The 12,008-nt window shown below is 64.0% G+C and carries 10 protein-coding genes and 1 pseudogene; 5 read left to right on the plus strand and 6 right to left on the minus strand.

What is annotated here, in order from left to right:
* Positions 1-5 precede the first annotated feature (5 nt).
* Genes NCS03_RS30030 through NCS03_RS30040 form a run of 3 tightly spaced genes read right to left on the minus strand, consistent with a single transcriptional unit; the run spans position 6 to position 3,120 of the window.
* The gene (locus tag NCS03_RS30030; protein WP_250530427.1) at positions 6-470 is read right to left on the minus strand and encodes a hypothetical protein; all 465 of its coding nucleotides are present in this window, start codon (positions 468-470) and stop codon (positions 6-8) included.
* Positions 471-2,435, minus strand: coding sequence for an RICIN domain-containing protein (locus NCS03_RS30035; protein WP_033535643.1), 1,965 nt, complete (start codon positions 2,433-2,435; stop codon positions 471-473).
* A 25-nt stretch (positions 2,436-2,460) separates the two neighbouring features.
* Positions 2,461-3,120 carry an SCO family protein gene (locus tag NCS03_RS30040; RefSeq protein ID WP_250520515.1) on the minus strand — a complete coding sequence of 220 codons (660 nt, stop codon included), beginning with the start codon at positions 3,118-3,120 and terminating at the stop codon, positions 2,461-2,463.
* Positions 3,121-3,726: 606 nt separating this feature from the next.
* Here NCS03_RS30040 and NCS03_RS30045 point away from each other — a divergent pair.
* The 3 genes from NCS03_RS30045 to NCS03_RS30055 all read left to right on the plus strand — a co-directional run bounded on the left by NCS03_RS30045 (position 3,727) and on the right by NCS03_RS30055 (position 7,550).
* Complete coding sequence (locus tag NCS03_RS30045) at positions 3,727-5,391, plus strand: outer membrane protein assembly factor BamB family protein (RefSeq protein WP_008345774.1); 1,665 nt, start codon at positions 3,727-3,729, stop codon at positions 5,389-5,391.
* A gap of 12 nt (positions 5,392-5,403) precedes the next feature.
* The gene (locus tag NCS03_RS30050) at positions 5,404-7,077 is read left to right on the plus strand and encodes a hypothetical protein (RefSeq protein ID WP_250530428.1); all 1,674 of its coding nucleotides are present in this window, start codon (positions 5,404-5,406) and stop codon (positions 7,075-7,077) included.
* Between the two features lie 101 nt (positions 7,078-7,178).
* Entirely contained in the window at positions 7,179-7,550 is a 372-nt protein-coding gene (locus tag NCS03_RS30055) for an RcnB family protein (protein WP_250530429.1), read from the plus strand.
* An 18-nt stretch (positions 7,551-7,568) separates the two neighbouring features.
* Here the strand turns inward: NCS03_RS30055 and NCS03_RS30060 are convergent, their stop codons facing one another.
* Both NCS03_RS30060 and NCS03_RS30065 read right to left on the minus strand, forming a co-directional pair.
* Complete coding sequence (locus NCS03_RS30060) at positions 7,569-7,976, minus strand: DUF2000 domain-containing protein (RefSeq protein WP_250530430.1); 408 nt, start codon at positions 7,974-7,976, stop codon at positions 7,569-7,571.
* Positions 7,977-8,020: 44 nt separating this feature from the next.
* Positions 8,021-8,878, minus strand: coding sequence for an AraC family transcriptional regulator (locus tag NCS03_RS30065; protein ID WP_250530431.1), 858 nt, complete (start codon positions 8,876-8,878; stop codon positions 8,021-8,023).
* A gap of 98 nt (positions 8,879-8,976) precedes the next feature.
* Here NCS03_RS30065 and NCS03_RS30070 point away from each other — a divergent pair, with 98 nt between their 5' ends.
* Positions 8,977-10,485: an MDR family MFS transporter gene (locus tag NCS03_RS30070; protein WP_250530432.1), complete on the plus strand. Its 1,509-nt coding sequence runs from the start codon at positions 8,977-8,979 to the stop codon at positions 10,483-10,485.
* A gap of 9 nt (positions 10,486-10,494) precedes the next feature.
* On the opposite strand, the gene NCS03_RS30075 is transcribed toward NCS03_RS30070, so the two are convergent.
* Positions 10,495-11,622 (minus strand): aminotransferase class V-fold PLP-dependent enzyme, encoded by a 1,128-nt coding sequence (locus NCS03_RS30075; RefSeq protein WP_250530433.1) that lies wholly within the window; start codon positions 11,620-11,622, stop codon positions 10,495-10,497.
* Positions 11,623-11,820: 198 nt separating this feature from the next.
* Here NCS03_RS30075 and NCS03_RS30080 point away from each other — a divergent pair.
* A pseudogene (locus NCS03_RS30080) lies at positions 11,821-12,008 on the plus strand (hypothetical protein); the annotation flags it as partial.

Consider the following 12,008-nt stretch of genomic DNA (forward strand, 5'->3'; position numbering starts at 1 on the left):
CGCGCTCATCGATGCATGACGTATTGCCAAAGCGCCTGGCATTCGGTATCGGCGATGCGGTAGTGGGGCATCGACTTGCGCAGCAGCACGCCCGCCGGATCGATGCCGTCCTTCACGGTGCGGCAGAAGGACGTCGCGTCATAGTGACTGAGCGGCCCGCCACGGCGGCTTGCGACGCCGAGCAGGGCGTCGTGCGTCAGCGGCGGCGCGAACGCGGGTTTCGTCGATGTGCCGACGTGGCAATTGACGCATCGCGTCGCAAAGGAAGGCAACGGGCGCTCGTCGTCGCGCAGATGCGCGGTCATCGGATGTTGTCCGTTGAAGATCGCGCAGCCCATGTCGGCGGGGTCGCATGCGGTCTGCGCGCGCGCAAGCGGCGCAATTGCCACGACCGCGACGAATGCGACGACCGCGACGAATGCGACGCGCATCGCCGCGGCCCGCGCCTCGAGGAAGCGGCGTCGGGCCATTCAACGCACGCGCAGCACGCGCGAAACGCTCGGCACGCCGTTGGCGTTCAGCGCGAACAGCATGTAATAGCCGGGGACGACGACGCCCGGATCGGACGGAATGTTCAACTGGAATTCGCCCGCCGTACCGACGCTGAACGTGAGCGGCACGCGTCGTTGCTCGTTGTTCAGCGAATGCGTAACCGATGACGAGCGCATCAGCACGAATGCGCGCGTGCTGCGGCTGGCCGTCACCACGATCGTCGTGCCGAGCTGCGCATCGCTCGGGACGGAGCTGAGAGTCGGACGCGACGCGGCGGAACCGTCCGAGTTGAGCAGGTACGGCGGCGTCAGGATCTCGATGTCGGTGTGATTGGTCGAGCATGATCCGCACAGACCCCCGCCGCCGCTCAGCACGCGTCCGTCGTTCAGCAGCAGCGCGACGCTGTGATAGGTGCGCGGCACGGCCTGCTGCGCGAGCGGGGAAAACGTGTTGGTCGCGGGGTCCCAGAGTTCCGGGGTGAGAACCGCGTTGTTGTCCGAGAAAGGCTCGGCGAAGGTCTGTCCGCCGATCACGACGACCTGTCCGTTCGGCAGCACGACGCTGTTGTTGAACGCGCGCCGGTAGCTCATCGGCGGGATGGTCCGCGTCGTCGCGTTGCCGCTGCTGATGTCGATGAGCGTCGCGTTGGCCGTGGCCGGCGACTGATCGTAGCTCGGCGCGCCACCGACCGCGAGAATCTTGCCGACGTCGTACATGACCGCGTTGCCGTTCATCGCGTCGCCGTCGCTGCCACGGTTGCCGGCCGGGCTCACGTTGCCGTTGCCCGCCGTATCGAACCAGTGCATCGCCTTGCTCGGTCCCGCATGGAACACGCGTCCGTTGCCGACCGCGAACATCCACGCGTGATTGTCGGAGCGGAACACGCCTCTCGCGTCGTTCGTGACGATGTAATCGTCGAGAATCGCGCTATTGATCCGCCAGCCCGAACCCGAGGTCCACGTTTCGCCGGACTTTCCTCCGAGCCCTCCGCTCCACGATCCGCCCATGACGAACACGTTGCCGTTGCTCAGCGTCACGCTGCCCTGATAGCCGCGCGGGATGTTCATCTGATTGCCCGCGGTCCATGTGTTGGTCGTCGGCGAATAGATGCTGGTCTGCCGCACGCTCAATCCGCCGGTCACGAAGATGCGGCCATCGGGGAGATTGGAAATGCCGGGGCAGAACATGTCGTGCGCGGTATTGGTCACGATCACTTGCGAACTCGTGCCGTTCGATGGATTGAAGATCGCCGTGTAGGTTCTCGCCGGCGGATTCGCGCTGTCGGTGAAGTCGAGCGGCGCGTCGGCCGACCAGACGAGCACGTTTCCATTGGGCAGATTGGCGGCTTGCAGCGGGACGAGCGGCAACTGATACGGCGTCGTCCACTTCGACGGCAATGCGGCTTGCTGTACCGGCAGGCCGGCCACTTGCCACGTTTGCGTCGCGCTTCCGTTGCACACTTGCTGCGATAGTTGATTGCCTTGCGACGTCGTGCTCGATGCGGTCACGCACAAGCCGCTATGTCCCGCGACGATCGCGTAGCCCGCGCCTTGCGGCGTCAACGAGAACGCCTGATTCGCGCCGCCATTGCAGGTCCACTGGATGACGGGGCCGCCCGGACTCTGGCTTTGGCCCGAGACGTCCATGCACAGGCCGCTGTTCTGATTGATGAGGTTGTAGCGCGTGCCGGTCGCTGACGGAAACCACTGCTGATTCGCGCCGCCCCAGCAGGACCACGTAATCACGGGCGCGCCCGGCGCCCTCGATTCGCCGCTCACGTCGGCGCACAGGCTGGTGCCGCTCAGCGTGATGGGCGCCGAGCTTTGCGCGCGCGCGGCGTGCGGCATGCCCGCCAATGCCAGCGGCAACGCGACGAGCAGCAAGAAGCGCATGCATCGGACGAACAGGCTTGACGCGTGGCTCGTCGAACGGATTCCAGGCATGGTTGCACCCCGTACATGAAGCGGGTTACGTACGTGCGAGCGCGCCGAGCACATCGCAGATGTCTTCGACGCGAGGAAGATCGGCGCTTCGCCAGCGCAACATCGCGTTGGCATCGAAGCAATAGACCTGGGTGGAATGGTCAGCGATGTCGCCGAGAGGCGCGTTGCTGCCCGAGAGCGCCACGCGCATCCGGTCGACATCGGCGAGTGCCGGCGTCGCTGCATTCCAGGCGGAACCCGCCTGAAAGCGCGCGAGCCACGCGCGCAATGCCGACGGCGAATCCGAAAGCGGATCGATCCCGACCGACAGCAATTGCACCGGACGACGCGCGCGGATTTGCGGTATCCGTTCCTGAACCGCGTTGAACAACGCGCCTTGCAAGGGACATATCGTGCCGCAGCCGGTATAGACGGTTTGCACTGCAGTCACGCGCTGATGCAGCAAGTCGCTGAGCAGACGCTTCTTGCCGGTCTGATCGACGAGCCATGCATCGTCGAGACGGACTGGCGGCGTGACGAGTCCGAGATCGCCATGCTGCGCGAAGGAGGGCGACGACACTGCACCCAGAGCGAGCGCGGCCATGTGGCGAAGCAGCGAGCGGCGAGCCGATGAGCGCGCGGGCGCCTGCATGCCGGATGTCATTCGGTCGGGCATCGTTTCGCGGATTTCCGAAATCGTCGTCATCGGCACGTTCCTGGTCCCCGGCGAGGGCTCTCAAGGTGAGACTTGCATGTCGGACATCCGGACAGACGGCCTTGCGATTTGCATGACCATTGGCCCAAAGATTAGCAGCCCAAATCGGCAAAAAAAGTTCGAGACGCGAAATAAGTAGGTAGATATGTGCACTCCCCCACATTCGTTTTTACAGCCCCGGCAACATGTCATCAACGACGCGCACGATTTCGAAAAGTGCAATGTAAAACCTGCGCGATTGATTCACTCCGCGATTTGCGATAGCTTTCAGTCGGTAAAGAGCCTTCCCCGTTACGCCCGAACGTTCGGTGACATGACTGCTCTGGTTCTCCGTCACCATTCCGCGAAGGCGCGCGAGTCGCGAGCAAAGCTGACGCGCTCTTTTGTAAGCCAGGTTCGTCGCTCGCCCTCCGTTTCCCGATGTTCAATAGCGGCCGAATTGCGTCCCTCGGGGCGCTCGACGGCTTCCTCGCTTCGCTGATGCGCTGGTTTGCGGGTACACGCTGCTATGGGGCATCACGATTGCTCTGTTGCAGCACCGATGTCGCCCGACACCGCGTTGTCCGTTCCGGCCCCTTCCGGAGAAGGAGAATGCAAATGAATGCGCGTTTTTCCGCTTATGCCGCCGCACTCGGCGCCGTGCTGATCGCGGCAATCATCGCCGCGTGCAGTGGCGGCGACTCCGGCGGCGATGCGACATCGGCCGCGGCGAGCCGGGCCGCGTCGAGCGTGGCGAAGGCAACGTCGCCCAGCAACGCGATGGACGTCGTCACCTGGCACAACGACATCGCCCGCACCGGACAGCAACTCGCCGAAACGACCCTCACGCTCGCGAACGTCAACCAGAACACGTTCGGCAAGGTGGCTTTCTATTCCGTCGATGGCGCCGTCGACGCGCAGCCGCTCTTTCTCGCGAACGTTCCGATCGGGGGCGCCACGCACAACGTCGTGTACGTCGCGACCGAGAACGGAAGCGTCTACGCGTTCGATGCCGACAGCGGCGCGACGCTTTGGAGAGTCTCGACGCTCGGCAGCGGCGAGAATCCGAGCGACGATCACAAGTGCCATCAGATCACGCCGACGATCGGTGTGACGGCGACGCCCGTCATCGATCGCGGGCGCGGACCGAACGGCGCGATGTATGTCGTCGGCATGTCGAAGGATGCATCGGGCGGCTATCACCAGCGCATCCACGCGCTCGATATCACGACGGGCGCCGAGCTCTTCAACGGTCCGACCGAAATCCGCGCGACCTATCCGGGCAACGGCGCGGGCAGCCAGAACGGCACGCTGACGTTCGATCCGGGTCAGTACGCCGAGCGCGCGGCGTTGCTGCAGTTGAACGGCGTCATCTATACCGCGTGGACATCGCATTGCGATTTCATGCCGTACACCGGCTGGGTGATCGGCTACGACGCCAACACGCTGCAGCAGGCGAGCGTGCTGAACGTCACGCCGAACGGCCAGATGGGCTCGATCTGGATGAGCGGCGCGGGCCCTGCGTCGGACGGCGAATCGATCTATTTCCTCGATGCCAACGGCACCTTCGATCCGACGCAGAACGAGCACGAGATGCCGATCAACGGCAACTTCGGCAACGGCTTCCTGCGGCTGAACCTCGGGCCGTTGAGAGTGCAGGACTACTTCCAGCCGTCGAACACGGTGCAGCAATCGAACGAGGACGAAGACCTCGGTTCCGGCGGCGCGATGGTCTTGCCCGATTTCACCGATGCGAACGGCAAGGTCTGGCGTCTCGCGGTCGGCGCGGGCAAGAACTCGACGATCTATGTCGTCAACCGCTGGTCGATGGGCAAGTTCGATTCGAACGCGGATCACATCTATCAGGAGCTCGTCGGCCAGATACGCGGACCGATGTTCGGCGCGCCCGCGTACTTCAACGGCAGGGTCTATTTCGGCTCGGTCGGCGACAACATCAAGGCGTTCACGGTAACGAACGCCGCGCTGTCGCGCACGCCGTCGAGTCAGACGCTGAACTCGTTCGGCTTCCCGGGCGCGACGCCGAGCATTTCGGCGAACGGCACGTCGAACGCGATTCTGTGGGCGGCGGAGAACGGGTCGATCGGCGTGCTGCGCGCCTACGACGCGACCAATCTCAATCATCAGCTCTACAGCAGCGTCGATGCGGGCGCGCGCGACCAGTTCGGTGCGGGCAACAAGTTCATCACGCCGATGATCGCGAACGGCAAGGTGTATGTGGGCGCGAAGAATGGCGTCGCCGTGTTCGGATTGCGGTCGCAATAGCGCTGTCTGCCTATGACCGAACACGTCACGCACAGGATCGAGGCGAAGGAGAAAGCCACCGGGTTGCTCTTCGCAGTTGCGTACGCGGTACTTTCGTTGACGGCGATCGCGCTGGCCGGCCCATACGGATGGGACGACGGCGCCATCACCGTCGCGTATGCACAGACGCTCGGGCGGCACGGATTGTTTGCGTTGACCCCGGTGTCGCCGTTGGGCGAAGGTACGTCGACGCTGCTCATGACGGCGATGCTCGCGATCGGGCATTGGCTGTTCCATCCGGGCTTTCTCGAAGCGATCAGGGCGGCGCAACTGCTTTCGTTCATCGCGCTCAGCGCTACGCTGGTGCTGATGTGGCGCGCGCTTCAACCGTCATTGCCGAGCCCGACGCATCGGCTCATCGTCGTGTCCTTGCTCGGGCTGCTTCCGATGTGTCAGGCCGAGATCGTCAACGGCATGGAGATGACGGTCTTCGCGTTGCTGCTGCTCGCGTTCGTGCTCTACTGGCGCGCGCAATCGACGCTCGCGTATGCACTCGTGCCGCTTCTGATGCTGACTCGCTTCGAAGCGGTGTTCTATCTGGGTTTCGCGCTGGGCTGGATGGTCGTGTTTTGCCCGCAGGAACGCTCGCGCGCGTTTCGAATGTGCGTGTGCCTGATGCTTTGTTTCCTGCTGATAACGCTCTGGCGATATTGGGTCTTCGGCGTATTGTTGCCGAACACCATTCTGGCCAAGCTTCACGCGCCATACAGCAAGAAGGGCTGGGACGGCTTACTGGAGAAGCTGCGCGGCCTCAAGGATTTTCTCTTCGTGAACGCCGCGCTGCTGGCTGGCATCGTCCTGAGCTGGAAGGGCGGTCAGGCGCGCCGTCTCGATCCGATGCCGCTGCTTCTGATAGTGGCCTTCGGCGTGTTCGCACTGATATCGGGAAGAAACTGGGGCTATACCGGCCGGATGTTCGTGGCGGTGCTGCCGATCCTCGTGCTATCGCTCGCGGAACGTTTCGCGAACATGCGTCGGCCGCGCGTCTTGCGCTGGCTCTTGCTGTGCCTTGCCGGGACCTTCGTGTTCAACGCCAAGGTGCTGCGCGAAAACGTCGACACGATGATCGTCGGCGCGGCGATGCGCGGCGCGCTGCCGGCTTCGATGGATGCAATGGGAAGCGCGGTTCGCAAAAGGGTGTGGAATCAATCGCCCGGCGACTGGCGAGGCGTAACGCCACAGAACTTCGCGATGACCGGCGCGTCGGTCGATCGCTTGCGCGAGCATCTCGGGCAGCCGACGCTCAAGTTCCTGACGCCGGACGTCGGCGGCACGGCATTGTGCTGCGAACGCCTGAACATCCTGGATCTGGGGCTGCTGACGAATCCATCGCTGACGCGTCAGGGGTATGCGAAGCTGGGCGACTACATAAGCACGGAACGTCCCGAAGTCATCGAAACGCATGGCGTATGGAGCAGGGACAGCGACATCTACTCGCTTGCCGCGTTCAAGGCGGATTACAGGCCCGCCATATACGACGGGTCGCTGTTCTGGCTGCGTGACGACGTTCTTCAACGTCTGATCGCGCGCGGCATGTCCGCCGATCTCGTCTCGCCTCGCGCGCTGCCGGATACGCGCTATCTGGGCGACGAGTGGGACGTTGAAAATCTGATGCGCTTTCCCGCCGTGACGGTGCTCGGTCGATGAACGATTCACACGCGCCGAAGCGACCTGCGGTAAGGAAACGAAAGGCATCGCATTGAATCAATGAGCGCGCCATCGCTCTCATTGGTTTTATGGAGATGCCTATGAACAGACTTGCGATTGCTTCCCTTCTTTGTGCCATCACCTTTGGACAGACGGCCGCGTTCGCTCAACCGGCCGGACCGGATGCAGGCCCGGATCATCGACAACAGGAAGGGCCCGGCAAGCCGCGAAACGCCGGACCCGAAGCACGCGGACACGACGATGCGCGCCGTCCGGTGCCGCATCAGGACTGGCATTCGGGCGACCGTCTGCCGGATTCGTATCGTGGATCGCGTTACGTCGTGAAGGACTGGCGCGCGCATGACCTGCAGGCTCCGCCCTCGGGTTATCAGTGGGTGCAGGTGAACGGCGACTTCGTGTTGGCGGCGATCGCCACGGGCGTCATTTCGAGCATCATCGTGTCGTCGCATTGACCGACAAGGCGGCTCGGATCAGCCGTGCAAGGCCAGTCCCTTTACCGCCTTGTCGACGGCCTTTTTGGCGCCGTGCAGCGCGAGGCCGACGAGATCGAGATTCGCCGCGTCCTCGGCACGAAATGCCTCGCGATTCGCGGCATCGTGCCCGGTGGAAAACATCGCGTGAACATACGGCACGATTCTGAGTTCGCGCGTGATCGCCTGTCGATGCGCGGCTTGCAGGCCGGACAGATCGGCGGCGAACACGAGCATCGGCTGGCCCAGCATGCGGCCGTAGCGATGTCCGGCGGCGTCCTCGTAAGGCTCGCCGAGCGCTTCGGGCACCGCGGCCGCGACGCCGGTCGCGACAAAGGCGACGACATTGAGCTTTTGCCAGACGGGCAGATCATCGCGCACGATGAGCGCCACTTTGGTGTCGAACATGAAGGTTCCTCCTTGGAACATTCATGTTGCGCGATTCGCGGCGTTCAGTCTGGAACGTTTGTGCACATCCGCCGATACGCGGCCGGTGTCATCCGGTACGCGCGATGAAACCAGCGGCCGAGGTGGCTCTGATCCGAGAATCCGACGATCGCGGCAACCTGCGCAGGCCGATGACCGGCCGCCAGCAAGCGACGCGCGGCGCGCAGGCGCAAGCGCACCAGATACGCGTGCGGCGACGTGCCGAACGCGCGCTTGAAGAGGCGCGTCAGGCGGAACCGGTCGATGCCCGCAACGGTCGCGAGCTCATCGAGTCCGATGTTGCCGTCCATCTGTTCATGCAGGAGATCGCGCGCGCGAAGGGCGGCGAGCGGCGCGGTGACGCCGCCGATCGACGGCGCGTCGCGCAACTGGCCGCTGAGTTGCGTCAGCAGGCGATCGAACGCCTGATCGCGCGCGAGCCTGCCTTCGTCGTGATAGATGGCGTGGAACGCCGTGCGGATGACGTCGACGAGCCGGCGATCGTCGACGAGCGTTCGACTGAACGCCGCCTCGACGCTGCGCAGGCCCGGAAGATTCAGTTCGTGCGCCGCGCGTTCGACCCATGCTTGCGGCAGGTACAGCATCGCGTAGGTGAAGCCGCTGGCTTCCGGCGCATGACCGTCGTGCAGCGCGCCGGGTTCGATCAATATCGCGCGGCCCGGCACGCTCGTATGCAAAGACCGATGACACTGAAAGCGCTGCACGCCTTGTTCCGTGTAGCCGATCAGCATGTCGTCGTGATCGTGCGGATCGTAGGCGTGACCGCTGAAATGCGCGCGCAGCCCTTCGATACCCGTCTCCGGATCGCGCCGCGCGGCGAGCCAGTGATCGGCGTGCTCGTTGAATACGGTTGCGGTTGTCATCGCTCGCTCCGGCGCTGCTTAACCAAGGAATGTTATACGAAAGGGCACGCATCCTGCTGCGCGCGTAGTGCGTTCTTCCATCCAATTTTCGCTACACGATGTCCACAGAAACAATCGACGTTGCCGTTTCACCGATCCCGTTAAACCAGCGCCGGCGCGTGTTCGCGGGCCTCATTCTCGCGATGATCCTCGCGGCGCTCGACCAGAGCATCGTGGCAACCGCGCTGCCGGTCATCGCGGGCGAACTCGGCGGCCTGAACCATCTTACGTGGGTCGTCACCGCGTTCATGCTGACGTCGACGGTCAGCGCGCCGCTCTACGGCAAGCTCTCCGACATGTACGGACGCAAGCCGTTCTTCGCGCTCAGCATCGGCATTTTTCTCGTGGCTTCGGCGCTGTGCGGCGCGGCGCGATCGATGAACGCGCTCATTCTGTTTCGCGCGCTGCAAGGATTCGGCGCCGGCGGGCTGATGACGATGTCGCAGACGCTCGTCGGCAGCATCGTGCCGATGCGCGAGCGCGGGCGCTATCAGGGCCTCTTCACCGGCGCGTTCGCGGTGAGCAGCGTCGCGGGGCCGTTGCTGGGCGGCTTCATCACGAGTCACGCGTCATGGCGATGGGTGTTCTACATCAATCCGCCGATCGGCGCGCTGTCGCTCGCGCTCGTGATGATGTCGCTGCCGAAGGTCGAGCGCGGCGGCGAGCACGCCGTCGATTACGCGGGCGCGGTGCTGGTCTGCATCGGGACATCGGCGCTGTTGCTGGTGTTCAATTCGGCGTCCGCGTCGTTCATGTCGGGCATGCGCTTGCCGTTGTCGTGCGTGCTTGCACTCGCGTGCTTCGTCGCCCTGTTCTTCGTCGAGCGGCGCGCGCGGGAACCGATCATCGATCTGAAGCTCTTCGGCAACGTGCCTTACGCGACCTGCGTGGCGGCTTCCGGCATCATGGCCTTCGCGATGATGGGCTCGCTCGTCTTCATGCCGCTCTATTTCCAGCTCGTATTGGGCGAGACGCCCGAGCAGTCCGGCGCGATGATGCTGCCGCAAGTCGCGATGATGCTCGTCACGTCCGTGACCGGCGGACGTTTTTCCGTCGGCAGCATGCGGCGTATCGCGACGCTCCTGTCGATCGGCGTCTTTCTCGAATGTCTCGGTCTCGCCTCGCTCGCCTTGCTTGCGCATATCGGCGCGAGCGTGCCGCTCTTTCTCTGCGCGATGGCGGTGCTCGGCGCGGGCATGGGCATCGGCATGCCGAACGCGACGGTCATCGTGCAGAACTCGGTGCCCGAGCGCGTGCTCGGCGCCGCCACCGCGACGATGGGATTCGTGCGCTCGCTGGGAGCGTCGCTGGGCGTGGCGCTGTCCGGCGGCATCATGACCTTCGTGCTCAAGCGCGAGATGAGCGGGCTGCCTGCGTCCCTCGATACGCAGGCGCTGCTGGATCACGGTATCGCCGCGATCGCGCAGATGAGCGCGGGGCAGCAGGCGCAGATCGTCGCGGTCTATCGCGGGGCGATCGGCGCGAGCCTGATCGCGGGCGGCATCGTCATGTTCATCGGCTTCCTGCTGGTGCTGAATCTCACGCGGCGCGCGCTGCCGCAACGCTAGCCGCGCGTGTTACAGAATGCTCTTCAGCGCCTTCGCGAATCGGGCCTCCGTGCCTTCGATGTCGTGAAGCTTGTCCAGCCCGAACAAGCCGATGCGGAAGGTCTTGAAATCTGCCGGCTCGTCGCATTGAAGCGGAACGCCCGCCGCGATCTGCACGCCGGCATCGGCGAATTTCTTGCCGGTGCGGATGCCGTCATCGTCCGTGTAGCAGACCACGACGCCCGGCGCTTCGAAACCTTCGGCCGCCACGCTCTTGAAGCCCTTGTCGGCCAAGAGCGAGCGGATGCGCTTGCCCAGCTCGAATTGCTCCGCTTGCACTTTGTCGAAGCCGTACGCCTCGGTTTCCTTCATGACATCGCGCAGTGTCGTGAGACTGTCCGTGGGCATCGTGGCGTGATACGCGAAGCCGTTGTTCTCGTAGGCTTCCATGATTTGCAGCCATTTGCGAAGGTCGCAGGCGAAGCTCGTGCTCGTCGTCGCGTCGATTCTTTCGCGGGCGAGCGGGCTCAACATGACGAGTCCACAACACGGCGACGCGCTCCATCCCTTTTGCGGCGCGCTGATGAGCACATCGACGCCGCTCGCTTCCATGTCGACCCAGACGGTGCCCGAGGCGATGCAGTCCAGCACGAACATGCCGCCCACGGCGTGAACCGCATCGGCCACGGCGCGCAGATACGAATCGGGCAGGATGATTCCGGCTGCGGTTTCGACGTGCGGCGCGAAGACGAGATCGGGCTTGTTCTGCTTGATCGCGGCGACGACTTCTTCGATCGGCGGCGGCGCAAATGCGGCCTGCCTGCCTTGCGCGACCGGGCGCGCCTTCAGCACGGTCGATTCGGACGGAATGCCGCCCATGTCGAAAATCTGCGACCAGCGGTAGCTGAACCAGCCATTGCGGATGACGAGGCACTTCTTGTTCGTCGCGAACTGCCGGGCGACCGCTTCCATGCCGAACGTCCCGCTGCCGGGAACGACCGCGACGGCCTTGGCGTTGTAGACCTTCTTCAGGGTGTTGGAGATGTCGCGCATGACGCCCTGAAAGCGCTGCGACATATGGTTGATCGATCGGTCGGTGAAGACGACCGAGTATTCGAGAAGTCCATCTCGATCGACGTCAGGGAGTAACGCGGGCACGCTGGCCTCCTGTAGCGGACGATTCGACGAATCGGAATTAGATTCTAACGTCGCCATCGGCGAGGTGTCGGCTGCGGCCGCGCAATGTCGGCAATCGGACTTTGTTACAAGTCTTACCGCCGACGTGCGGCAGTTTTACCGAAGGTTTTCGTAAGCCGCGGTTATACTCGGCCCGTCTCAAAAACAATCATCCGAACTATGTCAAAGCGAATCATTCGACTCGTTGCAATCGCAGCGCTCACGGCTGCTGCGTCGGTTTCGGCGATGGCCGGCGACATGAACAATGCGCTCGGCGGCGCGCTCGGCGGCGTAGCCGGCGCGGCGCTGGGCGGCGCGGTGGGCGGCAGCACGGGCGCGGTGCTCGGCGGGGCGGTGGGTGGCGGCGC

Source organism: Caballeronia sp. ATUFL_F1_KS4A (assembly GCF_023630905.1).
GTDB lineage: Bacteria > Pseudomonadota > Gammaproteobacteria > Burkholderiales > Burkholderiaceae > Caballeronia > Caballeronia zhejiangensis.

What these genes read in the sequence shown, in the direction of transcription:
- NCS03_RS30045 (WP_008345774.1), top strand. Translation starts at nt 3,727, where the DNA reads ATGAATGCGCGTTTTTCCGCTTATGCCGCCGCACTCGGCGCCGTGCTG.
- NCS03_RS30055 (WP_250530429.1), top strand. Translation starts at nt 7,179, where the DNA reads ATGAACAGACTTGCGATTGCTTCCCTTCTTTGTGCCATCACCTTTGGA.
- NCS03_RS30035 (WP_033535643.1), bottom strand. Translation starts at nt 2,435, where the DNA reads ATGCCTGGAATCCGTTCGACGAGCCACGCGTCAAGCCTGTTCGTCCGA.
- NCS03_RS30065 (WP_250530431.1), bottom strand. Translation starts at nt 8,878, where the DNA reads ATGACAACCGCAACCGTATTCAACGAGCACGCCGATCACTGGCTCGCC.
- NCS03_RS30050 (WP_250530428.1), top strand. Translation starts at nt 5,404, where the DNA reads ATGACCGAACACGTCACGCACAGGATCGAGGCGAAGGAGAAAGCCACC.
- NCS03_RS30040 (WP_250520515.1), bottom strand. Translation starts at nt 3,120, where the DNA reads ATGACGACGATTTCGGAAATCCGCGAAACGATGCCCGACCGAATGACA.
- NCS03_RS30070 (WP_250530432.1), top strand. Translation starts at nt 8,977, where the DNA reads ATGTCCACAGAAACAATCGACGTTGCCGTTTCACCGATCCCGTTAAAC.
- NCS03_RS30030 (WP_250530427.1), bottom strand. Translation starts at nt 470, where the DNA reads ATGGCCCGACGCCGCTTCCTCGAGGCGCGGGCCGCGGCGATGCGCGTC.
- NCS03_RS30060 (WP_250530430.1), bottom strand. Translation starts at nt 7,976, where the DNA reads ATGTTCGACACCAAAGTGGCGCTCATCGTGCGCGATGATCTGCCCGTC.